General features: G+C 41.3%; 20 protein-coding genes and 1 pseudogene. 9 read left to right on the forward strand and 12 right to left on the reverse strand.

The window, feature by feature from the left end; genetic code table 11:
- Window positions 1-50 precede the first annotated feature (50 nt).
- From ACE38W_RS06505 to ACE38W_RS06525, 5 genes are all read right to left on the reverse strand, one after another.
- Entirely contained in the window at window positions 51-1,586 is a 1,536-nt protein-coding gene (locus tag ACE38W_RS06505; RefSeq protein WP_375829594.1) for an arylsulfatase, read from the reverse strand.
- A 141-nt stretch (window positions 1,587-1,727) separates the two neighbouring features.
- Window positions 1,728-2,513, reverse strand: coding sequence for a hypothetical protein (locus ACE38W_RS06510; RefSeq protein ID WP_375829595.1), 786 nt, complete (start codon window positions 2,511-2,513; stop codon window positions 1,728-1,730).
- A gap of 298 nt (window positions 2,514-2,811) precedes the next feature.
- Window positions 2,812-3,015, reverse strand: a complete 204-nt coding sequence (locus ACE38W_RS06515; RefSeq protein WP_375829596.1) for a hypothetical protein — start codon at window positions 3,013-3,015, stop codon at window positions 2,812-2,814.
- A gap of 178 nt (window positions 3,016-3,193) precedes the next feature.
- Window positions 3,194-4,132 carry a hypothetical protein gene (locus ACE38W_RS06520; protein ID WP_375829597.1) on the reverse strand — a complete coding sequence of 313 codons (939 nt, stop codon included), beginning with the start codon at window positions 4,130-4,132 and terminating at the stop codon, window positions 3,194-3,196.
- A 227-nt stretch (window positions 4,133-4,359) separates the two neighbouring features.
- Window positions 4,360-4,749: a VOC family protein gene (locus ACE38W_RS06525; RefSeq protein ID WP_375829598.1), complete on the reverse strand. Its 390-nt coding sequence runs from the start codon at window positions 4,747-4,749 to the stop codon at window positions 4,360-4,362.
- A gap of 419 nt (window positions 4,750-5,168) precedes the next feature.
- Between ACE38W_RS06525 and ACE38W_RS06530 the strand changes: the two genes are divergently transcribed.
- On the forward strand, window positions 5,169-6,812 hold the full coding sequence (locus tag ACE38W_RS06530; RefSeq protein WP_375829599.1) for an alpha-L-fucosidase: 1,644 nt from the start codon (window positions 5,169-5,171) through the stop codon (window positions 6,810-6,812).
- 67 nt (window positions 6,813-6,879) lie between these two features.
- On the opposite strand, the gene ACE38W_RS06535 is transcribed toward ACE38W_RS06530, so the two are convergent.
- The gene (locus ACE38W_RS06535; RefSeq protein ID WP_375829600.1) at window positions 6,880-8,061 is read right to left on the reverse strand and encodes a VWA domain-containing protein; all 1,182 of its coding nucleotides are present in this window, start codon (window positions 8,059-8,061) and stop codon (window positions 6,880-6,882) included.
- 142 nt (window positions 8,062-8,203) lie between these two features.
- On the opposite strand from ACE38W_RS06535, the gene ACE38W_RS06540 reads away from it, so the two are divergent.
- The 4 genes from ACE38W_RS06540 (at window position 8,204) to ACE38W_RS06555 (ending at window position 13,645) form a co-directional block, all read left to right on the forward strand.
- A complete protein-coding gene (locus ACE38W_RS06540) occupies window positions 8,204-10,048 on the forward strand; it encodes a histidine kinase (protein ID WP_375829601.1) in 1,845 nt (614 codons plus the stop codon).
- Window positions 10,011-10,766 (forward strand): LytR/AlgR family response regulator transcription factor, encoded by a 756-nt coding sequence (locus ACE38W_RS06545; protein ID WP_375829602.1) that lies wholly within the window; start codon window positions 10,011-10,013, stop codon window positions 10,764-10,766. The genes ACE38W_RS06540 and ACE38W_RS06545 overlap by 38 nt, the downstream gene beginning before the upstream one ends.
- 76 nt (window positions 10,767-10,842) lie before the next feature.
- On the forward strand, window positions 10,843-11,745 hold the full coding sequence (locus ACE38W_RS06550) for a hypothetical protein (protein WP_375829603.1): 903 nt from the start codon (window positions 10,843-10,845) through the stop codon (window positions 11,743-11,745).
- Window positions 11,746-11,980: 235 nt separating this feature from the next.
- Window positions 11,981-13,645 carry an ArnT family glycosyltransferase gene (locus ACE38W_RS06555; RefSeq protein WP_375829604.1) on the forward strand — a complete coding sequence of 555 codons (1,665 nt, stop codon included), beginning with the start codon at window positions 11,981-11,983 and terminating at the stop codon, window positions 13,643-13,645.
- Between the two features lie 81 nt (window positions 13,646-13,726).
- Here the strand turns inward: ACE38W_RS06555 and ACE38W_RS06560 are convergent, their stop codons facing one another.
- Window positions 13,727-14,587, reverse strand: coding sequence for a 2OG-Fe(II) oxygenase (locus ACE38W_RS06560; RefSeq protein ID WP_375829605.1), 861 nt, complete (start codon window positions 14,585-14,587; stop codon window positions 13,727-13,729).
- Between the two features lie 458 nt (window positions 14,588-15,045).
- Between ACE38W_RS06560 and ACE38W_RS06565 the strand changes: the two genes are divergently transcribed.
- Entirely contained in the window at window positions 15,046-18,243 is a 3,198-nt protein-coding gene (locus ACE38W_RS06565; protein WP_375829606.1) for a P-loop NTPase fold protein, read from the forward strand.
- 79 nt (window positions 18,244-18,322) lie between these two features.
- Here ACE38W_RS06565 and ACE38W_RS06570 read toward each other — a convergent pair whose 3' ends face one another.
- The 4 genes and pseudogenes from ACE38W_RS06570 to ACE38W_RS06585 form a co-directional block, all read right to left on the reverse strand.
- Window positions 18,323-19,237 (reverse strand): DMT family transporter, encoded by a 915-nt coding sequence (locus ACE38W_RS06570; RefSeq protein ID WP_375829607.1) that lies wholly within the window; start codon window positions 19,235-19,237, stop codon window positions 18,323-18,325.
- Window positions 19,237-19,590: pseudogene (locus tag ACE38W_RS06575) on the reverse strand (GNAT family N-acetyltransferase); the annotation flags it as partial. The pseudogene ACE38W_RS06575 and the gene ACE38W_RS06570, both read right to left, overlap by 1 nt.
- Before the next feature lie 21 nt (window positions 19,591-19,611).
- Window positions 19,612-19,758: a hypothetical protein gene (locus ACE38W_RS06580; RefSeq protein WP_375829608.1), complete on the reverse strand. Its 147-nt coding sequence runs from the start codon at window positions 19,756-19,758 to the stop codon at window positions 19,612-19,614.
- Window positions 19,759-19,770: 12 nt separating this feature from the next.
- Entirely contained in the window at window positions 19,771-20,220 is a 450-nt protein-coding gene (locus tag ACE38W_RS06585) for a GNAT family N-acetyltransferase (RefSeq protein ID WP_375829609.1), read from the reverse strand.
- Between the two features lie 38 nt (window positions 20,221-20,258).
- Between ACE38W_RS06585 and ACE38W_RS06590 the strand changes: the two genes are divergently transcribed.
- Entirely contained in the window at window positions 20,259-21,176 is a 918-nt protein-coding gene (locus tag ACE38W_RS06590) for a LysR substrate-binding domain-containing protein (RefSeq protein WP_375829610.1), read from the forward strand.
- Between the two features lie 23 nt (window positions 21,177-21,199).
- Here ACE38W_RS06590 and ACE38W_RS06595 read toward each other — a convergent pair whose 3' ends face one another.
- A complete protein-coding gene (locus ACE38W_RS06595; RefSeq protein WP_375829611.1) occupies window positions 21,200-21,958 on the reverse strand; it encodes a DeoR/GlpR family DNA-binding transcription regulator in 759 nt (252 codons plus the stop codon).
- A gap of 63 nt (window positions 21,959-22,021) precedes the next feature.
- On the opposite strand from ACE38W_RS06595, the gene nudK reads away from it, so the two are divergent.
- Window positions 22,022-22,600 carry a GDP-mannose pyrophosphatase NudK gene (nudK, locus tag ACE38W_RS06600; protein WP_375829612.1) on the forward strand — a complete coding sequence of 193 codons (579 nt, stop codon included), beginning with the start codon at window positions 22,022-22,024 and terminating at the stop codon, window positions 22,598-22,600.
- Window positions 22,601-22,841: 241 nt separating this feature from the next.
- Entirely contained in the window at window positions 22,842-24,269 is a 1,428-nt protein-coding gene (locus ACE38W_RS06605; protein ID WP_375829613.1) for an alpha/beta fold hydrolase, read from the forward strand.
- Window positions 24,270-24,296: the final 27 nt, after the last annotated feature.

Genomic DNA, 24,296 nt, shown 5'->3' on the forward strand with positions numbered 1-24,296 from the left:
GAGCATCCGTCAGCATCTTATATAATACTGACGGATGTAGGGTATTTATTTTATTTGCTGCTATTGGCAGATTTTACTGCCGCAAGTTTAGCCGCCATGATATTGGTTCTGCTGGTATCGCTGGTAGCAAGATTTTTAGTTTCGAAGATATCTTTTTTGATATTATAGAGTTGTGGCTGCGGGTCATTTCCTAGTTCAATATTTACATCCTCTGCCAGTTTGCGGCCATTGGACGGGGTGATATATTTATAATCGCCCATAATAATAGAGAGTGGCCCACCTTGCGTAATGAGGTAAGGGCGGCTTTGCTGAGATTTACCGATCAGTTGTGCCAGCATATCAAAGCTATCCGGTGCGTCGCCATCGTGAATGTTTTGATGGGTAAGTTTGGCGAAGGAAGCGAAGAAATCTATTTGTCCGATCAGTACATCAGAGACTTGTGGTTTCTTAATAGTAGCTGGCCACTTCACGATCAGCGGCACTCGGGCGCCTGCTTCGAAGGAGCTGTATTTTCCTCCTCTGAGTGGGCCGGCTGGCTTATGATTTCCTACCAGTTCTGCGGCCTGGTCGAGGTAACCATCATTTAATACAGGGCCGTTATCACTACTGAAAACGATCATGGTATTTTGGGTAAGGCCAAGAGAGTCCAGTGCATGTGTAAGTTGGCCTACGGTCCAGTCGAGCTGCAGGATGGCATCGCCGCGGAGGCCCATACCGCTCTTGCCCCTGAATTGACTATTAGGATATCGCGGTACATGGATATCGCCACTGGCGAAGTAGATGAAGAAAGGTTGTGATTTATTTTCCCCGATGAAGTTGATGGCTTTCTGTGTGATGATGCCAGCAATGTTTTCATCTTTCCATCGTGCGCTGTTGCCGCCAGTCATCCAGCCTATGCGACTGATGCTATCAATGATCGTTTGATCATGGCCTTGCCTGGGGTCGGTGCGCATGCGGAGTTTCTCGGGATTTTCTTTTCCGGTAGGGTCGTTGCCTACTTTGTGTGAGTAGTTTACGGTGATAGGATCTTTAGGATCAAGATTGACAACATGATGATTCTCTACGAATACGCAGGGTACTCTATCCAGGGTAGCCGGCATAATAAAGGCGTAGTTAAAACCAATTTCGAGTGGCCCTGGTTTGAGTTCGGTGTTCCAATCGGTGGTAGTTCCGGTAGTACCGATGCCGAGGTGCCATTTACCGATAACGGCGGTTTTATAGCCAGCATCTTGCAGCATGGCTGGCAGGGTTTTATGATCGGTGGGGATAATGAGTGGCGCGTCGCCGGGAGCGATGCCAGTGTTTTTTTGTCGCCATGGGTAGCGGCCGGTAAGTATACCATAACGGGAAGGCGTACACGTGGCACTGGTGGCATAGCCGTTGGTGAATTTGACACCTTGCTGTGCGAGTTTATCGATGTTAGGTGTATGGATTTTTTTCATGCCATAACAGCTGATATCTCCATAACCAAGATCATCGGCATAAATGACGATGATATTAGGTTTTTGCTGGGCATATGCGTGGTTACCCAAAGCGGCGGTGCAACAGAGGGCTGCCGCCAGCATGCGGATTTTTTTCATGTTCATAGTCACTAAATTACTGCAATTTAAGGCGTAGAAAGGCCGCATGCAATGGGGGAGTGCTATTTTTACATGAAAGGTAGATTGAAGTAAATGAAATAACAGGGTGTGAATATCCATCTCCCTGTTGTGCTAAATTAGCGACTATTATTTTTGAAGTAGGCCAGCAAGCTTTTTATTTTGTTCTTGCAAGCTTTTTATTTCCTCTTTTAATTTGTTGGTTTCTTCTTTTTGCGTTTTAATTTGTTTGTCCTGGTCAATAAGATAGAGTGTAATTTCCTCAATCTTCTGCAGCAATCGTTTATTCATCTCTCCCAGGTCAATACCATTTTTTTCTACCTCTGCTGTTGATGGAATGGAAGGTAAATGTTGATTATTGATAATAAATTGTTCAACTTCATGCAGCGTTGGCAGTTGGTAAGTTGGCTGGAATACGAAATCAGCCCAGGTTTCCTGTGTTACTTTAACTTTTCTCGCTCCGATGTTGCCATTTACCGTTAGTTTGTAATTACTCGTATTGGATGTCCCGATGCCAACATTGCCATTAGTAGAAATTCTCATCATTTCGGCACCATTGTTACAGGCGAAAGTAATAAATCCTCCTTCTGTACTACCACCACGATGGAAATTGATTGCACTGTTCAGCATCCCGTAAAATTTATGCTCCAGCGAAAAGGATTTACCTCCGACCACACTAGTGTTATAGGTTTGAACGCCAAGGTAGGTCCCAGTTCCGGGAGAGTTTGAGCCGCTATTTCCTTCCCATAAACGTCCTAAGACGCTTGTGGATGTATTTTCGGTAGTAGCTCCTACGTCAAGCCAGGCACGAGGCGAAGTTGTACCAATACCAATATTTCCAGTATTCTGCCATGAGTTAGTTTGTGCAAAAGATACCACTGGAAAGAACAGGAGGGATAACAAGTATATTTTCATTTTTACAAAAGCTTATTTTTCTGATATTATTTACAAATTCCGCAGCTGCCACCTTCTTTGGCGCAGTGTTTACAGTATTTACAGTTTTTACAGGCGTTGCAAGTTTTAGAGCCGGTGCAAGTGGCTGCGGTAGTTGTGTGAGGATAGGCACTGTAGGCATACACGGATGCAGATAAGACAATTGCCACAGTAGCCGCAATCAGTAATTTTTTCATGTGTATAGGTATATTGCGGGAGGTAAATTATAATTTTATCACTAATAAAACAGTTCAAATATCTGTATTCTTGTCGAGACAATTTATTTACCTTTTTTCATCTTTTGAAGCCATAGGCCTACTGTCCAGACGACACTGATGCCAAAGATGAAAAACCAAAGGAAATAATAGCGGCTGAAGAACTCATGAAAATAGGCGCCTACTATAACGTATATACTAGCGATGCATAATTTGAAGGGGATGAATTCCGCGTTTGTCCAGGTGGTCTTTTTATTAAAGAAACTCATAACGAAGCGATTTAAGCGAAGGTACAGGATTTAGGTAGAGCGGTGACTCTCGGGCGAGTGACGTTGGATTATTTCTGCTATGGATGCTGTAACCATAGTTTCTGTAGTGTTTTGACAACAGGAAGGCCTCCCAAAAAAGGAGAGGCCCTTAAGTTATATATCAATTATCGTATGCTGGTCAAAACCCAGCAACTATGCTATCCGTGCTCCAGTCATGCAGAACATTAACGCTGGTACCATTACCACCTGGTAAGGTATCGAAAAGGTAGCCAGATAGAACAGTGAGCTTATTGACTTCCAAAGGAATATTATATATTTTTCTGGAGAATACTGCTTTATTACTGGTATCAGTGGCTACTACACTAAGTCTGATAGTCATACTACCTGGATTGAGTAAATAAACTTCTGATTTGATATTGGCTGAACCTCTTAATGAATCAGGAATATTTATAGGAAAAGTATAATACCAGTAGGTGCCTGAAGTGGGAGGAAATTGTGCAGCAATTTTGCCAGTAGAATATTGTAGACCTGCAGGCAGGCTGTAGCCGGTATTTGGATCTGGTAAAATGGTAAGTACCTTTATGTTAAAAGGAATATGATCTTTAAAAATGATACGCAATTTGGATACAATTCGGGCCAGTGTAAGCGTCTGATTTACGGTGCTATCAATATTCAGTGTCACATTTTTATAGAATACATCTGTGCCTGGAACATCGGCAGCTGCTATGTAATCATTTGATGGTTGGCTTGTGGGGAATTTATCTTTGGATGCGGTAACTGAAAATACATATCTTCCACCAGGTAAAGTATCCAGTATTTTTCCAAATGCAGTATCCGCGCTTGTCTGTATCCTGGTTTTAATTAGGTTGGAATTAGCAGCATCAAACACTTTGTATATTATGTAGTTAATGTATGGAGATAGCGTATCTCCTGGTCTGGTGTTAGCACCGCTATTTCCTGTTCTGCCGTTAATGTCGCCTATTGTGGAGGTGAAGTTCGAGATGTTGAATGCTACAGGATAAAGGGTAGGAGTAGTTGTTGCGGGCTGTTTATTATCTTTTTTACAGGCTCCAAGGCATAATAATGCAATTGCTACAATAGAAATTAAGTTTTTCATGATTTTAGCTTTATGATGAATGTGGGGTACAAATAATTCCTTTCTGTTGGGGTGCTTTGCTACATATAACTGGTCAATGAATTTAACAAAAAATGATGAGAATTGACAGATCTTTGTTGAGATAATTGCTTATGCTATCATGATAATTATGGGGAAAGTATTGCGGAGTATATTGGTAAAAAGGCGTTTGAAATATGATTAAGTCAACATTCTTTGTTACATCTGAATTATCTTTTTTGTAATAAGTCCCAGCGGTTTCCATACAAGTCTTCAAATACTGCTACCCAACCATATGTTTCTTCTTTTGGCGGTCGCACAAAATGAATATTGTTTAGCGATATATTGTTATAATCTCTCCAAAAATCATCTGTATACAAAAATAATAAAACTCTTCCACCGGCCTGATTACCTATGGCGGCAGCTTGTTCCTCATTAGTAGCCTTTGCCAATAAAAGACAGCATTCCTGCGCCCCTGGCGGCGATACAAGGACCCATCTTTTTTCCTCTGATAACCTGGTGTCTTCAATTAACTGAAAACTCAGCTTCTCTGTGTAAAATCTGATGGCCTCATCATAGTCTTTTACGATAAGTGCAATATGACCAATGCTTTGTTTCATAAATTATTAACTAGCTTATAAGTAACCGCAAGTTAGGATTTTCTAATAGTTAAGTGCTGTGACATTGGCTGTCTAAAAATACTTATCTAAGCTGCAGGAACAGTAAAAATAGAGGAGTTTAGCATGGAAAATGGTATTGCCAAAGGAAGCTGGCAAAATACGGTTAATAGAAATTTTGATATTTATAACAACAAGGATACCTTAAATATGACAGCTACTTTTGATTTGCACCTGTAATTTTGGTCAATTAACCATCCGAGGCCGGCGTTATCCAAGTGGTTGCTGCATGTAAGCAACACCATTGGATAAATCCGGTCTTTCGTATTTAACGTTAAAAAACTGTATTTTTATTAGAGAAGTGTATGCAGATGACAACGTAGTGGGATATACGATTATTCTTTTTAAACATAATTAGAACAATGAAAGTAATTGGCTTATCTATTCTTTTCTGCTTTTTAATGCTGATGTCATCGCAGGCACAGACGCCTAAAAGCAGTTCGCTACAAACTTTTATGGGCGATAGGTTCGGGATGTTTATCCACTGGGGGCCGGTAAGCCTGAGAGGCACCGAAATTGGCTGGAGTCGCGGTAAAGAAGTGCCTCAGGAAGAATATGATAGCCTTTATAAAGAGTTTGACCCTGTGCTGTTCAATGCAGATGCCTGGGTGAAAGCTGCGAAAGACGCAGGCATGAAATACCTTACTATTACCGCCCGCCATCACGATGGTTTTTGCCTTTGGCCAACAAAATATACCGACTACAATATTGCTAACACACCTTATAAAAAAGATATCCTGGCGGCTTTGAGCACTGCGTGTAAAAAACAAAATATTAAATTTTGCATTTATTATTCTGTACTCGACTGGCATCATCCGGACTATCCGATGCATGGCCCAGATAGCCAGACACCAGATCCTAAGGCCGATATGAATAAATACATCGTATTTATGAAACAACAGCTGAAGGAACTGATCACCCAGTACGATCCTTATATGTTGTGGTTCGATGGCCAATGGGAATCGCCATGGACCGATGCTATGGGCAAAGAAATATATGCCTATGTGAAAGCGCTGAAACCTTCTGTTATCACTAATAACAGGTTGGGAAAAGCCTTTGCAGCAATGGATAACAAGGAAATTAACGCGGCAGATATGATTGGCGATTATGACACGCCAGAACGGGTGGTAGGTCGGCTAAATATGCAAATGCCCTGGGAAAGTTGTTTCACGATTTGTCAGCAATGGTCCTGGAAACCCAATGATAAATTAGTGCCATTGAAAAAATGTCTGAGCATTATTTCACAAACAGCAGGTAGTAATGGCAATCTATTATTAAATGTAGGTCCCATGCCCGACGGTCGAATAGAAGCCAGGCAGGTAAAGCGTCTGAAGGAATTAGGCGACTGGCTGAAAGTAAATGGAACAGCCATTTATAATACTGCGGGTGGCCCTTACCTGCCTACAGAAAATTATGTTACAACCCGCAGTGGTAATAATATTTATGTACATGTACTGAATACAGATACGGCTTTGCTCACATTGCCCGCACTTCCTGGTGTAGTCATCAAAAATGCCCACACTATCTCTGGGGAGCCAGTGGTCATAAATACAAAGGATGATCATATCAACATTGCTTTGCCAGCAAGTATGCGAGGTGCAACGCAGTATATCATTGTTCTTGAGCTAAATAAGGATGCACTTTCAATACCTGTGGTTATGCGTAAAACGAAAACAATCATCAGAAAATACACTGATCAGACAACCATCGATGCCAGTAAGCTTACTAAAGAGAGCTTTTCTGCCACTATCATGTACTTAAAAGAAGCTCAGTTGATGGATAAGATCATGCTGACAGATGCTGTTATTGCTAAGGAAATTGGATTAGCAGACGAGGTATATACGGCATATATGCAAGATGATGAAAAAGTACCGAATGATATCTTTGATACGCTGCGCCAACATTATGGTAGTTATCTGAAAGGACGGTGCTATCAGATTAAAGCTATGTTTACGCATCCGGATCCTTTTGCAGCGGGAGAGATAGATGAAGAAGCGCAAATGTAAATCGTTTATAAAAAAGCCTTCGGTAGGCAACTGCTCTTCCGAAGGCGATATGATAAAAACATGATTGTTACTTTTCAGCCGTATATCCTTTCCCCATTGCTTGTTCAATAATCGATTGACTGATAGCGGCGCCGAGGTCGTCAGAGTGGTTTGTTTTCTTCATCGCCTCATCAATAAATTTTTGTCGTTGTTTCCCCAAAGATGCCATCTCTTTTTGTAATGTATCTCTTTCCTGGCTTTTAGCTTTTATCCATGTCTGCATTTCTGCGGTCGTTTTGTTTTGCAGTTCTGCTGGAAGATCTTTTTTGCTTATTTTTTTTAATACCGTAGTATCATCTTTTGCATAGTCGACTATATCCCAGCTACCGTTTTTATAAACTGACTTTGATTTGCTGACAAAACGTTCTGCACTATTAGCAGCCGAAATCGCGTTGGCGTTGAGGTCTTGCTGTACCTGGTTCATCTTCTTGGAAGCACCTTGGGCGCCATATGCAATGTATGTCTGATTAATTTTCTCATTACATTTTTGAATCTGGCGATCATAAGGTGTTTCTATGAAAACTACTTTTTTATCGGCATTGATATTGAAATATTTTCCCTGTCCAAGATCAGCGCCATCTTTCCATTTAGTACTGATTCCTTCTTGCTTATTTCCACAAAAGATGGTGTTGACATAGATATTATTTTTAACCGCTTTGCGTGCTGAAGTGGCATAACTTATTTCACCTTGGGTAAAAGGTTCGTTGCCGGCGATATAGATCAGTTTAAGATCTGATTCGTTGCGGCCCCATTCCAGCGCGTCTACAGCGGCGGAAATGGCGGCGCCACAGAATTCTGAGCCACCATTGGTGGTGAGCGCAAATAATTTTTCAGAGATAAGATCAAGGTCAGTAGTAAAAGAAGTTACTTTTCGTATATATCCGGATTCCGCGGGAATATAGTCGTTGCCGTATTCATATAATGCAATTTCGATAGTAGTTGTTTTTCCTTTGTACTTCAGGGTGGTTAGGGTGTTAATGATATTCCATAACCTTGATTTGGCCTGGTCTATCAAACCATCCATACTATTGGAGGTGTCCAGTAACAAAGCTACCTGGATACGGGTATTGTCTGCGGCGGAAGGAGAGCTAATAACCGGATGTTGGGCAACTATTGCATTTTCTTGTTGGAAAAAAAGAATGAGTTGATCTTTTTTCCACAGGAGGGAACCTGATAACAACATGGCACTGGCGAATAATGTTACTTTCATGGTGTTGTGATTTATGATTGCGGAATGAAGATAACCGCTCTTCGCTGGCCACAAAGTGTCACTTGGTGAACTGCCTGATTGAATGGGTGAACTATTAGCTAATCGGTTCTTAAAGTCTTATTTTGCAATAGAATCGATTATAATGGTACGTTACTGTAGGTTTATAGTTATCATGTTGGTATTGCTGCATTGTAGCAGAATGGTTGTGGCCCAGGAGCAAGGCGGCAAGAAAGGTAAATCCAGTACTGTTTCTAAGGCTGCTTTTAACCTCAAAAAATCACTTTCTACTGATGAAGACGAAATACAAACGGCCTTTCATTATGAGGTATTAGCGAGAGAGCTGATGGATAAAAATGATTACCCCAAGGCTGAAAATAATCTGAAGAAAGCCTTGGAAATCTATACAAGATTAAATCATCCGAATGCAGCGCTTACCAGTCGTACACTGGCGAAAGTACAAGAGATGCAGAACAAAATTCTTCCTGCCATCAAAAACTATCAATCGGCAGGTAACTTATCGATAGACAAGAGTCTGGAAAAAGTGAATTTCAATGATGCCAACCGTCTGTTAAATAATCAAAGCCCGGAGCTGGCATCGAATTATGCGCAGTCCAATGCTGCCATATTTGATAAAGAAGGGAAATTCGAAGAAGCCTCTTTTGCCTATAAACAGTTGGGAAACAGTTTGTTGCTACAAAATAATACTACGGGTGCTATCGCCAGTTACAAAAAGGCCATAGCCAAAACTGAAAACACCAATTCGATTGCAGCCATTAGTAAAAAGATCACTACTGCTTATGTGGCGGATAATAAAGTGCTTGATGCCATTCAAGAAAGTGAATCGATTCTAGCAAAAGCAAAAGTACAAGGAAATACGGAACTTCAGGTAAATCAAATACAAGAACTGGCGAAGCTTTATAACGCTATTCAAAAGCCTGATCGAAGCGGTGCTTTGCTGGAGGAAGCCTATTCACTGGCTTTCAAAAGTGGTAATACCGCTAAAACCAGGGATTGCCTGCTTGCATTGACCAGCTATTACCGGCAGCAAAGAAAGGAAGCCATTGCCATGAAGAAGTATGATGGTTTTCTACGCCAGCTGGATACGTTGATAAAAGCTGATAGTTCGCTGGTAGATGCCGCCTTGTTTGAAGATACAGAAGAAAAGATTAAAGACCTTGAAAAAGAGAAGGTATTGCAACAGGCGCTGATCAGCAATAAAAATAAACTCAACTATATTCTTATAGCCTCTGTGTTAGTGATGGTGTTGCTACTGTTGTTTATCATCCGATCTTTAAGGGCCATCAAAATAAAAAATAAAAAAATTGCATTGCAGTCGTTGCGGCGGGAAATGAACCCACACTTTATCTTCAACAGCCTTAATAGCGTTAATCAGTACATCGCAGAAAATAATGAAGTAGAGGCCAACAGATACCTGACTTCCTATTCTGGCCTGATGAGAAACGTGATGGAAAACTCCAATAAAGACTTTGTATCATTAACCGCAGAGGCAGAGCAACTGAAAAGATATTTAGACCTGGAGCAACTGCGCTTTAGTGATAAATTTGATTACAGTCTAACGATAGATGATGCCTTGGATGCGGATATGGTGATTGTGCCGAATATGTTGCTGCAGCCGCATCTGGAAAACGCTGTATGGCATGGCTTACGGTATAAGACAGAAAAAGGTTTACTACAAGTAAGCATTGAACGAAAAAATTCGCGTATACAGGTAATGATCGAAGATAATGGAATTGGTCTAAAAGCGAGCCAGCAGCTGAAAACAACGCATCAGAAAGCACACGAGTCCAGGGGGATTACCAATACAAGAGAACGTATAAATTTGTTAAATGACATCTATCGTCTCCAGATTGTAATGACGCTGGAAGATATAACAAACGATGGCATTAGTGGCGCCAGAGTAATACTTCAATTCCCATTAATGAACAAGAATGATATTAACAGGAAGAATAACTTCAGTCATAGTTGAAGATGAAACGGCTGCAATGGCGGCTTTGCAGAATTACCTCCGTAAATATTGTCCGCAGGTGGAAGTAATAGGTACGGCACATAACAGCCGTGAGGCGATTGACCTATTGCACGAATTACATCCGCAATTAGTATTTCTGGATGTGGAAATGCCATATGGAAATGCATTTGATGTGCTGGAAGGCTGCCAGGACCTTGAATTTGAGACAATTTTCGTAACTGCTTTTTCTGCTTATTCTTTAAAAGCGCTTAATCAAAGTGCGGCCTACTATCTGTTGAAGCCGGTGAGTATAGAAGAACTGATATTGGCAGTGAATAAGGTACAACAACAGTTGCAGCAGAAACACTGGTTCAACAGGAATCGAATTATCATGGAGAATTCGAGGGAAAGCAATCCTGTGATGCAACAGGTAATTCTTCCTACACTCGAAGGGTTCGACGTAGTGAAGATGCATGAAATTGTGCGCCTGAAAGGAAATGGGAACTTCACGGATGTCTATTTAATGGATGGTTCCAAAAAAATGGTATGTCGTTTTTTAAAACATTTTTCAGAAATATTACCTCATCCTTTTGTGCGTGTACATAAGTCTCATATTGTAAACACACATTATGTACAGTCATACCACAAAGGCGCTGGTGGTTCGTTGAATCTGAAAGATGGTACCACGGTGGAAGTTTCCGCTGCCTACAAAGAAAGCCTGCTAAAGGCTTTTCAATAAGCAGACGAAGCTTTTATTTCAGTTTTAAATAGATATATTAATAGTATTGTAGATTATAGTAAGAAGATAAATCAGCATGGCAACAGATGGTGTAAAAATTATTGATGGAGACCTGGCAAGAGATACCTATGAACGTATAATGGAATTGTATGATGGTGGTGCCAGCATTGATATTATTCAACAAGAAATCCCCTTTGTGAAAGAGGACTATGGGATGCATAATGACTTCTATCACGAAATCTTTGTAACGGTTTATGCGCTTGCATTTTGGGAAATCGGTGGACTGACGGATGAATTATTGGCGGAAGTAAACGCTGTTATTCGTATAGGCGCCGGCGTTAAAGATTGGATGACCGAGGGAGGGCCGCAGGAGGGTAAGAAGCGACAAAAAGAATTGGACAAACTCTTGAAAAAAATATCGAGTCCCAATTTTAAAATTAGACCCCGTAAGAAATACAGGAAAGTTAAGCACTTTTATTTCCAGCCAGATGATGTGTTAGCCTTTAAGTTATCTGACAACAACTATTATGCGGTCATCTGTGCTAAAATAACCCAGCAAAAATCACAGACTACATATGATCTAGTGGGCACAACCTATAGGGGTGCACTGAAACCAACGATAGACATGCTCCGGGAACATAGCATCCTGGGTACGGCAATCATGTGTATGTACGATACGAAAACAGCGATGGAGCAGCAACCTGGCATTGAAAAGGTCTGGGAATATTACCAGCAGGAAAGGTTTCTGTTGGGCTTGAGTTATGACCTGGTGACACATACGAGCATGTTGCAGCTGAAGTCGAATTTTGAAGTGGTAGGGAAGCTAAAAATCAGGGAGCCTTTTAAAAAAGATGGTAGCTACGGATATACGTCTACGTTAGCCGACATCGAAAAATGCTTTCTTGATTTGGAAAATCGGATACGCATATTTGGGAAGAAGAAATTTCCGGTAACGCTTTTATGTGAATCGGTGGAGTAGTGCCTCGCTTTCATTTGGTTAACCATTAATTAACATGGCGGCTTTGAGGCGTGGTAGATCACTGTTATGGTGGGGATTCCTGCTTGTAAGAAGATTTTTTGATCAACCGCATGATGAATTTGCAGGATTTAGGAAGATAAGAGATTGAATAAGTAGGGCGATGGCGTTTTATAATTTGCAATTGATCTATTATGGATCTATATTTGTTTAATACTTCCACTTACATATAGGCATTATGCGTACGACCAAACTCTCGAGTATCCTATTGTTGACGGTGATTGCGGCGCTTTTTTTTATTCCTTTTTTAGGACGGGTACATTTATTTGACTGGGACGAAATTAACTTTGCGGAGTGTTCCAGGGAAATGTTGAAATTAGACGACTATACCAGGATTTATGTCAATTTCAAGCCATTCTGGGAAAAACCACCTATGTTTTTCTGGATGCAAAGCATTTCCATGCAAATTTTTGGTATCAACGAATTTGCAGCACGTTTCCCTAATGCGATATGTGGCATTGTTACCCTGGTGGTGCTTTTCCTTTGCGGCTCAAAACTCTATGACAAGAAATTCGGTATCCTATGGGCCTTAGCCTTCGGTGGATCACTTTTTCCCAATATGTATTTTAAGTCAGGTATCATTGATCCCTGGTTCAATCTCTTCACCTTTTTATCGCTCTACTATTTCATTTTATATCATTGGAAGCGCAATGGGTTTGAAAAAGAGGGTGTAGACCGCAAACCAGTGTTCTATGCCGTATGGGCGGGTATTTTTATGGGCCTCGCCATTCTCACTAAGGGGCAGGTAGCTCTCATGGTGTTTATGCTGGTATTGGGATGCTATTTCGTTTATAATAGGTTTAAAATATTTTTCAACTGGTGGCATGCCCTGTTGTTTTTGGTGGTCACCGCTTTGGTTACCTGCACCTGGTATGGCTATGAAACCGCGAAAAACGGACCATGGTTTATCACTGAATTCCTAAAATACCAGTATCGGCTGTTTACAACGCATGACGCCGGACAGGAAGGCTTTTTCGGGTACCATTTTGTGGTGCTGCTGATAGGATGTTTCCCAGCATCGCTGTTTGCGATTCCTGCCTTCTTCAAAGGCAGCTACAGCAGCAAGGCCGATAAAGACTTTAAAATGTGGATGATATTATTGTTCTGGGTGGTAACAATTTTGTTTACCATTGTACAATCGCGTATTATTCACTATTCTTCATTGGCGTGGTTCCCTATTTCATTTCTCGCTGCTTATACTTTTTATAAGTGGGACCTCAAAGAAATGGCGTATAAAAAGTATGCAGGCGTATTAGCGAGCATACTTGGAAGTATTATAGCTGTTGTAATATTGGCGGTTGCCTTAATCGCGTTGAACATCAAGCAGTTGATCCCTTATGTACATGATACGTTTGCGCAGGCCAATATGGCTGCAGATGTAAAATGGAACGGATGGGAAGGGATAGTAGGGATCTTGTTGCTGGTGACAGTTATTGTAGGCCGGCGACAGCTGAATAAGCATGTGTTTTTCAAGGCGGCTACTACGTATTTTGTTGGCACTGGTATAGTGATTTTCCTTGCTGCTGCCATCATCGTTCCTAAAGTGGAAAAGTATTCACAGGCGGCGGCTATTGAGTTTTTTGAGCAGCGCCAGGGCGAGGATTGTTATGTAACCACTTTGGGCTACTGGAGCTACGGACATTTCTTTTATACACATAAAGAAAAGCCAGCGAATCCAAATTCTTATGATGAAGCATGGTTGCTGACAGGTAAGATTGATAAACCTGTATATTTCGTCACCAAAGTGGATAGGGTGGATAACTACAAGCAGTATAATTTACTGAAGGAATTATATCGTAAAAATGGCTTTGTGTTTTTGAAAAGAGAAGTAGGTGCGCAGTAACTAAACTAATTAAGTATAAAATAACAAGGGCGTTTCTATTAAGAGACGCCCTTGTTATTTTATTTTAAGAAGACGATGGGATTATTTTTTACGGGAGAAGAACCGAAGTACTTTACTAACGATTTTATCATTTGACCCCAGCATGCCTTTGATCTCTGTATAAATAGCCACCATGGCATTGTCCAGCTTTACCATGAATTTTTTACTGCCTTCACCTGGGCGTACCATATAATGTGTGGCGCGGCGGAAAGGTTGTGCTTCTTGGGTGTAATAATATAAAGCGATGGATCTTCTGTGTTTATCTTCAGGACAGGTGGTAGGTTCCGGATGTCCATGGTAGGAGTCCGCATCTGTATTAAAGATAACGCAGCGATTGAAGATAGGGAGTACTTTCCTTTCGCAGGCCTGCATTTTGGTATCCCATAGTTCGAGCTTTCCGCCCCATTCTTCCTCCCAATCATTATTTAGGTACACGAGTACATTGACGCGGCGTTGCCAGTTGCGATGGTGGGGGTGTACTGTGAAATCGGCATGGATATTAAGGTAGCCACCTCTCTTCGACTGGTGTATGCCGCCACCTTCCAGGAGGTCATCTTTCATCAATCCTTCAATACCTGTAAGTGCGCTGAGGAACTCCAGGAATTCGGGCGAATTAAGCTCGTGGATAGTCTTTTTAATTGTTGCAGGTAACAAGTCATTGTTATTCAACCCTGCCTTGTTTTCATTATAATGAACATAGTTGATCCATCCATCACCTTCATTTAGTTTATCAAACTCTTTAACACACTCCTGTAATACATCAGGGTGGAGGAAGTTCTCTAATACGATGTGAGGATAAGGACTGGCTCCCTGGTATTCGCTGCTAAGCTCGGGAAGCTGGGAGTTCCAATGTTCGTAGTTAAACAATTGCACGCGCTGTGCGGTCTCCGTGATGGTTTGCACTTTGTTGAGTTTTAAGAGGACTGGCTTTCAAAAGAAAATATATGAAACTGGTTCCAATATCCTGGACCTCGGCATTCACCTTCACACGATATCAATTATTCTCAAGGGGTTTCTTAAGAAACCTGGGGAACAAATAAAATTATTAAATCTTTTTGATTTTTTCAAACAGATCCTGGGCGGCTTAACAGCTAATTAACGATTTGATCATATGAGGCTGGGTTAAAATTACCCCCTGAAGGGCGCCCTTTGATTGAGGCTACGTGGATATGGAAATTAGCTTTATCTTAGCCCAGCTGGTAAAGTAGTCGTAATAAAGCATTCAGCGAGCGTGCAAATTGATATTTCCCTTTCTGTATCCTGTGAATACTTCATTGCCGGTAAAACTGATACTTTGGTCATTTGCAGATCTTATAACAGATACTGCGGCAATCTGACCAACCCTATAAAACCTTATATGCATGGCATTACTGGAAAAGTTAATTGTACCACATAAGATAGATATACTCATTCCTCCTACACAAGCTGATGTGGCTATTGTCCCTATTAGCAAGGACGGGGAGCCTGGGGAACTCAATGAATTCGTAATGAAAGCCTATGGCTATTCTATGAATAAGCTGCCGGGTGACCGGCAATTGTTTCACGGTTTTGGAGCTGTTAATGATCATAACAAAAAGCCTATCATCTTCGTGGTGACAGTTGGCGGTAGATCAACTAAAATAAATCTGGAACGAAATCTATATGATGCATTAGTAGAGTTCAAAGGCTGGTACAGAGATAGAACCCTTTGGCTACCTCTTTTAGGCACAGGAGTAGGAGGGTTGACTATCGAAGAAAGTTATGAGATTACTGTAAGGATTTTAAACCGAGTATATGATGAATATGATATTGATGCAAGAATCCTACTATCCTTACCAGATGCTCCAGCGTCGTTATCATTATTGCCCACCGTCAAACTGGGTACGGGTAACTTAAATCATGTGTATCCTAACTTTTCAGGTCGCTTCTATTTGGTTGGTGCATCCTGGATTGAGGGCGGGAGCCAAACTAAGCGGTTCATTAACCGGTCTATCTGGGAAAGTGAATTTGATGCGGCGGCATATGCTGATAGTAATATCATAAAAGAGGTAAGTGAAGGAGATATACTAATACTAAAGACAAATATCAGTACCAGAGCGGGGACTGGTTTAATTATGCACGCTATCGGTTGCGTTACTCGAAATGATCGAAATGGTAGAACATTGGTAATAGACTGGATACTGCCAGATGTGAACGTGATGATATCCGAATTTCCAATTTATGGAGATATAATAACGGAAGTAGATTCAGATGATTTGCCAACTATATTTTCCCAATTAAGCGATGCGGATATCTCACGATTGTTTTCAAATAGTAGTAATACGGCTTTCCGAAAGATAGAAGATAGTATTGCTGGCCTCATCAGCGATTCTGATGCTGGAACTGATTATCTCAACATTGACCAGGATGTAAATGCCTTTGCCAAAGTAATTGCTGCCAGGAGCTTTGAGCCGCCGTTTGCAGTTGCTTTACTAGGTAGGTGGGGCGCAGGAAAAAGCTTCTTTATGCGCCAGCTGTCAGACAGAATAAAGTTTCTTTCTGAAAATGGAGGTAACATGTATTGTGAAGGTATTGCTCCCATACGATTTAATGCCTGGTCCTATTCAGATACAAATCTCTGGGCAGGGATTGTAACCAAAATATTTGAAGGATTAAAAGAACATATTTCAAAAGCGGACTTACCAACGCATTTCAAGAAAGATTTCGAAATTAAACTTTCAGGAGAGTTAGGTTGCACTAAAGAAGCGGTGGATGCACTGAAAGACAAGAAAAAAATTACTAATGAAAGAGTGCAGGATCTTGAATCCAAACAGCATGATGCGGGCAAGAGACTAGCAAGAAAAATTGCAGTAATACGGAAACACACGCTGTTGCATTTTATTAAAACTGCTGACACTCAGTTTGATGCGAAAACGAAGATCGAAGATGCACTGTGGAAGAACAAAACTTTCGTTGACACAGAAGAAGAACTTAAAACAATTATTCCTGAAGAATACTGGTCTAACCCGGAAGAGGTTTACCGGCAGCTCAAAACAAAACGAGCATTTTTAAGAAAATTCTTTAATAAAAAAGCCATTTGGCGCAATTTGGGCTGGCTCTCTGCTATTATCATTGTGGTGGTATTAGGACCGGCATTCGTGACTTTAGTTGAACAGGAAGTTTGGAAATTTGATTTTTCACTTTCACAAAGAGTTATTTCTGGTATTGCTGCATTGGTGTTGCTTGTTAACCAAATGGTAACAGTAATAAATCAATTTAAGCCTGCAATTGCCGCCTTGTGGAAGGTAAAAGAGGATCATGAACATTCGATGATGCAGGCAAAAGAGCAATATGAGCTATATGATAAAAAACTGCAAGCTGAAATAGAAGAAGCACGAGCAAAAATTAACCAGTATAATAATGAATTAAAAGAGGCCCAAACCAAGGTGCTGGAACTTGATTTTAAAATCAAACATGCGTTGAGCACCGAAACACTGTATACTTTTATCGATCATCGCGCGAAAAGTGAAGACTATAAAAAGCACTTGGGTATCATTTCAATCATCAGGCAGGACTTTGAAATTCTGAATGGTCTGTTTACAGATCATACCAAAGAAGTAAAAAATCTGACAGCTGCGTATACTGCGAAGATATTCAGACAAACATATGGCCGCGCACTGAATAGAATAGTGTTGTACATAGATGACCTGGATAGGTGTAGTGAGGAGCATGTAGTACAGGTACTGGAAGCTGTCAACTTGTTGATGGCATTTCCTTTGTTTGTAGTAGTGGTAGGTATAGATACAAGATGGGTCAAAAATGCACTGAGGAAAAAATACGGAAATCAGTTCGATAAACAAGACGGAGAAGAGCATGCAGACTTACTAGATCCTGCCATTTATCTGGAAAAAATATTTCAGATCCCCTTCCGTCTGAAAGAAGCTGCTGATAAGGAAGTAAAAGGAATGATCCAGGAATTGGCAATTAATAAGTCTTCTGAGAACATGCCATTACAACCGGTAAACCAGAATGTAGAAGAAGCAAGTATCAGCTTTGTCGAAAACATTGAAACTATTCAGCGAGAATTTCAGACGAATGGGCAGCAAGCAGTAGTACATGACCATTCTGAAGCACAATTCTCTACTAAGTATGTTGATGATACAAGATTACTTGTTTTTTCAGAGACTGAAGTAAAAGTGATGATGGATATGTCAAAAGTAGTGGGCAATATCCCAAGAACGATCAAACGGTACGTAAATATATTCAGAATCATCAAAGCACATGGTGAGTTGGGTAACAATGCTGATGCAATCGAAGAAGAATTGCCAATGATTTTGTTTCTGCTGGCATTGCCATTGGGAAAGTTTAGAAGCCTTACAGCTGCTTTTGATCGTCATATTCGATCTTCCGCAGGAAATGATATATCTATGCGTGATTTTTTCAAGTCCAATGGTGAGGGAAACACAATCACAGTACTGAAGATAGAGCTGAAAGTTGTCCTGGAGGCCATGGATTCTTCAAAGATATTATTGAATAGTTCGGTCGCTAAATACAAAAAACACCTGGACTTCATACGCCGGTTTTCTTTAGATATTCATTGAGATCTCCGATGATAGTATTACATAAAAAAAGCTATGACTATCTACTTGAGTTATAGCTTTTTTTATAAAGTAATGTATCCTACATCGCTTCCGCCATTTGAGCGGCTATTATTTCTTTTTTCTGCTTGCCTTTACCTATTCGCCTGAAGTTTACCTCAGAGATTATAGTCCCCAGGAAAATGAGGCAACCTCCCAATAATAAGCGCCAGGTAAGACTTTCATTCAGTATGGTGATGGCGGCGATTGCAGCAAATACCGGTTCAAATAGATAAATGATGGCAACCTTTTCCGCCTTTATATATTTTTGTGCAACGTTCGAAACCGTATACATGTAAGCGGTAGAGAACAAAGCACAATATCCTATGCCCAGCCAGAAAGTATTCACGGACGGCATCCAGTTGGCAGATGAATCGAAAATTGCCCATACACACGCAATAGCGGTGCAGGTGGCAAACATAGGTATGATGGTAGGTAGAATATTTTTCGTGCCCGCGTATTTTTCTACCTTAATCAAATAAACGGCAAAACCAGCGGCGCCAATGATCGTAAATAAATCCCCGAGTCCAATGGCAAAATTCGCTTTCAGGGAAATGACCATCAGACCGCTCAGCGCTATCAGCGCGGCAGCCCAGACTTTCAAATCCACGTATGTCCGGTAAAACAATAGTTTTATCACTGGTATAATAATCACCGAGGTGCCGGCCACTAATGCACATTGAGAAGCAGGTGTTCGTTTGATCCCCATGGTCTGAAAGATGATGCCGAATGCCAGCGGAACGGCCAGCATAGCGCCCGCAGTAAATACCTTCGGCGTTATCAGCTTTAGTTGCTTCGATAATGCAACACAAAGGGCGAGCGTTGCAAACAAGAAACGATAGAACAAAAAAGTAGAAGAAGAGATATTACCCATCGCCATTTTGGTGACAGGAAAGGAGATACCCCAAAAAGCAGTACCCAGTATCAGCAGCAAGATGAAAGTTGTCTTTTTACCCATTATCCTAGTGTTTTCTTCATCATAATATCTGTTTGTGCTTCATCGCCAAGATGAAAGATATGCGTATCAAAAGGAACAAATCCATTTTTCTTATAAAACCCAATTGCCCGGTGGTTCTCTTCCCATACGCCTAACCATACATAAGGCGCCTTATGTTGCAATGCTATGTCGATCGCTTTTTCATACAATAACTGACCTACTTTCTTACCGTGAAAGGCGCCAAGTACATATATGCGTTCTATCTCCAAAGCGTCGTTGGACTGTGATTCCGTTTGCGCCGCGCCGGTATTCAGTTTCAGGTAGCCGATGATCTGATTGTTCAGCTGGGCAAGATAGAAGGAGGTACCAGGTGTATTATATTCAGCAGTGAGTTGCTACAGTGAAAACTTTTCATCCAGGTACTGCGACATATTTTGCGCAGAATTGTCTTTGGCAAAGGTTTCGAAAAAAGTATTCCTGCCAATCGTTTGCAATGCCGGTATATCCGTTGCCGTTAGTGGTATAATTGCTATAGTTTCCATTATCCGTTGGGGTTAGAGAGGTAAGGTAAAGCGCACTTTGTTTTTGCCAATGCCTCCAATTCTTTTATAAAATTTAATTGCTCTTTCATTAAAATCTGGCGTCTGCCATTGCATGTTTACACAATAATTTCGCTGGCCTACGGCCTGGATCTTGTCCATTAGTACCTGTCCGATACCCAAACTCCTATAGGCCTCTTCTATATATAAGCAATCCAGATAAATGAATTCTTTTGCGTCCCAGGTAGAAAAATCGAAGGTATAGGTAGCATAACCAATGATGGCATCTTCGGCTTCCACTACCAGGCAATTGAGTTCTTTATCAACGCCAAATATAGCTTCGTGTAGCCGTTCTTTCTTTCCGGTAGCAGTGTATTCCACCTGTTCATAGGCGGCATGTGCAGCACATAGTTCAATCAATTTGTCCAGGTCTCGTTCTTCGCAGGGTCTGATCTGATAGCTCATTTCTCGTCGTTTTTGATATCGCAAAGCTAATATGGCTTATGATGTCTAAAAATGCTAATTTTGGATGGAATGATGCAAATAATGCATCAATTGGCATGACCATACAACAGATAGAATATTTTTTGCAATTGTCTGATGAATTGCATTACTGGCGTACTTCTTACAAAGTAAACATTACCCAGTCGGTGCTTAGCCGTCAGATCAAAGCCCTGGAAGACGAGCTTCAGTTAACACTCTTCAAAAGGTCTAACAGGAAAGTAGAGCTGACACCTGCCGGCAAGTTTTTGCAGCAGCAGTGGAAACCCTTGATAGACGAGCTGAATGCCGCGGCATTGTATGCACGCAAAATTCATGAAGGAGCCGGCGGGCATATTGTCATCAACCATCCGGGTTCTATCAGTTATGATATATTGCCGGATATGCTGGCGCGTGTGGCAGCAGAATTTCCTGAAATAAAGGTAGAACTGGTGCAGATCCGGCACTCTCAGGAGACAGAAATGCTGAAGGCTTTCAAAATAGATATTTGTTATAGTCGCCATAAGCATGAAGACGAGCTACTAACGTCTACGCTTATACGCCACGATAACCTCGCGCTGATGGTTCCTTCTGCTCACCCGATCGTTACTGCTGCTGATATCAGCACAGCATCTTTGCAAAACGAACGTTTTATACTGTCTACTTTTACAGAAGGAGAGACCTTCGGTATGAAGATGGACGAGGTTTTTGCGGCATATAATATTGACCCTGCCATTCGTTTCGAATCGGATTTTGGCTCTGTGATTATGAGTTTGGTGAAAAAGGGTTTAGGCATCTCCGTTATACCTTATTCCTATTCCCTGGCGAATTTTCCAGGTGTACGCTTTATTCCGTTGCCCTTCGAAGTGCCACTGTATTTAATTTGGAGAAAGAACGAAGAAAATGAAGTGATTAAAAATGTGCTGAATATTTTGATTTAGTCAGATGATGATGTTGTTTATCATCATTGGATAATTTTTGCGACTTTTCCTTTCAACTGTATTGCCTGGGCTGTACTCAGTTCTTTATCTGTGATCAGCGCGGATAACATTGATAGCGGTGCGTATTTCAGGTAGCTATCTTTCCCAATTTTTCCAGAATCACAGAGTACAAATAATTTATCCGCATTGCCTGCCATAGCAGTGCTAATGCCGGCTTCTTTTTCGCTGAACGCGGTAAGTCCATTTTTCACAGATAATCCATCAGTTCCTATAAACGCCTTATCGGCATGGTAGCTTTTGAGATGCGCAATGGCCCTGTCGCCATGTATTGCTTTGCGACTGCCATCCATTTCACCGCCGGCCAGGTTCACCTGTATGCCCGGAATATCCATGAAAGCTGCTGCCACTGGCAAGGAGTTAGTAATAATTCGTAAAGGGGAGATGTCTTTCAGGTAAGCACACATCATAAAAACCGTGCTGCCACAATCCATAAAAATGGTATCGCCGGGTTTTACCAGGCCTGCCGCCAGTTTACCAATATATTTCTTCCTGTTAGTGCCCACGCTTTCTTTATCAGCAAATGCGGTGAAAGGGTGCTTGTCAGGCGCTTTCATCGCACCGCCATGGGTTCTGATGATCAACGCCTCATCTGCCAGCTGCTGGAGGTCCCTGCGGATAGTTACTGCCGAAATCCCCAACTCATCAGCGATTTCCTGCACTTCCATGCTTTCCTGCTTCTCAAGTATTTTAAGAATTTTTCTTTTTCTCTCCGGATATCCCATTTTAATTTATATTTGATAAAAATAATCAAAAATAATCAAAAGTGATCAAATTTAATCATTATTATGGAAGCTGAAGTGAAAATAATTTCGAAAGATATCTTATCAGATAACTGGTACACTCTCTATAAAGTTACCTATGACTATAAAACAAGGAATGGCGAATGGCAGACGCATACCCGTGAAGCCTATGATCGTGGTAATGGTGCGGTAATATTGCTGTACAACCCTGCCAGTGGTAAGATAATACTGACCAGCCAGTTCCGCTTGCCTTCCTTTATCAACGGCAACAGCAGCGGCATGTTGATAGAAGCTTGCGCCGGGCTACTGGATGCAAACGAACCGGAAGAGTGTATCCGCCGCGAGGCCGAAGAAGAAACAGGTTTCCGTATCCATGATGTCAGAAAAATATTTGAGGCCTATATGTCGCCAGGATCAGTAACAGAAATACTACACTTTTTTGTGGCGGAATATAATCCTGCCATGAAAATCAGCGATGGCGGAGGCCTGGAGCATGAACAGGAAGAAATAGAAGTATTGGAACTTCCTATAGACAAAGCAATGGCAATGATCGCAAGTGGTGAGATAAAGGATGGTAAAACGATTATGTTGTTGCAGTATGTGAAACTGCAAGGTTTGTTGTGAGTTGTATAGCGGCTAATGTCAGAAAGTAGGAACTGCAGACGGTTTGCAGTAAAATTGAATATTAATTCCTTGGTAGGAGGGCTGTCAGTATAGATGCAACTTTTTGTGAAAAGGGTGTCTTTATAGTTATGGAATCTATATTCCGTTCAAATGCTTATTTTTAATAAGCATGGTAATTGTCAGTAATTGCCCTTCAAGGCAGGAACATGATTCTTTCCACTATCTAACCATTCCACAAAATATGAAATCAGTTTTATTCATACTACTGGCTACTCTCAGTTGCTTTTCTTTTGCTTTCGCACAACAAAAAGCGAGTATCGTTCCGGGGGCTTGTCCGGTGCCTATCGACAGCAGTTTCAAGACCCGCTGCGGTTACCTCGTGGTGCCGGAAAACAGAACAAAAAAGAATGGCAAGACTATCAAATTGCCATTTGTTTTGGTGCTAAGCAATAATCCCAATAAGAAAAAAGATCCGGTGCTTTTCACCAGCGGAGGCCCTGGCACCAGCTCCTTAAGATGGGCAATAGGTATTTCCAAAAGTGACCTCATCAACGACAGGGATTGTATCGCCTTTGAACAAAGAGGAACTCATTTTGCCATACCAAATACAGAAGGGCCGGAGCTGGGAGATGCCATGAAGATGGCCTATCGTAACAACCTGAATAAGGACAGCATGATGCTCGAAGGTGTAAAACGCTATAGAAAAGGTCTGGAAGCCAAAGGTATAGACCTGGAGGCTTATAATACAGATGAATCTGTTGCCGATATTCACGACTTAATTGCGGCCTTAAAAATAGATTCGGTAAACCTCTTTGGAATATCTTACAGTGGAGGATTAATGATGGCTGTATTAAAGCATGATTCTTCGCATATCCGCACTTTAGTGCTGAACTCTCCACTGCCTATGTTTGTGCCTATTGATGAAGATGAACCAGCCAACTTCAATGAAGCACTGGAGGTCCTTTTCCGAAGTTGCGAAAAAGATTCCACTGACCATCTCCGCTATGCTAACCTGAAAAACAGGTTCCAGCAATACTTCAATGATATCTCAGGGAAAAAATTCTATATCAGGTATAAGGAAGAAGGTACGAAAGACAGCATTAATATCGCCTATGACCGCAATGATTTGTATGATGCCATCCAGGATGCATTTTCAGGCCCGCTTGCTGCAGTGCCTTACGTTATTACAGAGATCATCAACAATCATCATGAACCTTATATAAAACCCTTGCTGGACAAATTGTTCAAATATGGGAAAGGACCTAACGGGATGCGCATATCCGCTTACTGTGCCGACCAGTATGGATTCCATAATGAGGAGGTCGTTAAAAGTATTTATAACGCTTATCCCTATATGAAAGGTTATCACATCAATGATGTGTATAATGCTGTATGTGATTGCTGGAAGTATAAGTCGGTGAAACCCGCCACCAAACAAGCTTTCTATACCACCAAATATGCACTGCTGGCAGATGGCGCCATGGACAATGCCTGCCGGCCTCTATACATCGATATGATACATCACTATATGCCTAACAGTTACCGATTACTGTTCACCAAACGTGCGCACGGTGTAGGCGGGCCAGCTTTTATGCCTATCCTGCGGGAGTTTCTGGATAATCCTGCTAAACGGCCGGTATCTGGGAGCGAAGATGTAATCGTATATTGAATTCCAAATATTACCCTTGACAATTAC

The sequence above is a fragment of the Chitinophaga sp. Hz27 genome (genome assembly GCF_042263525.1).
GTDB lineage: Bacteria > Bacteroidota > Bacteroidia > Chitinophagales > Chitinophagaceae > Chitinophaga.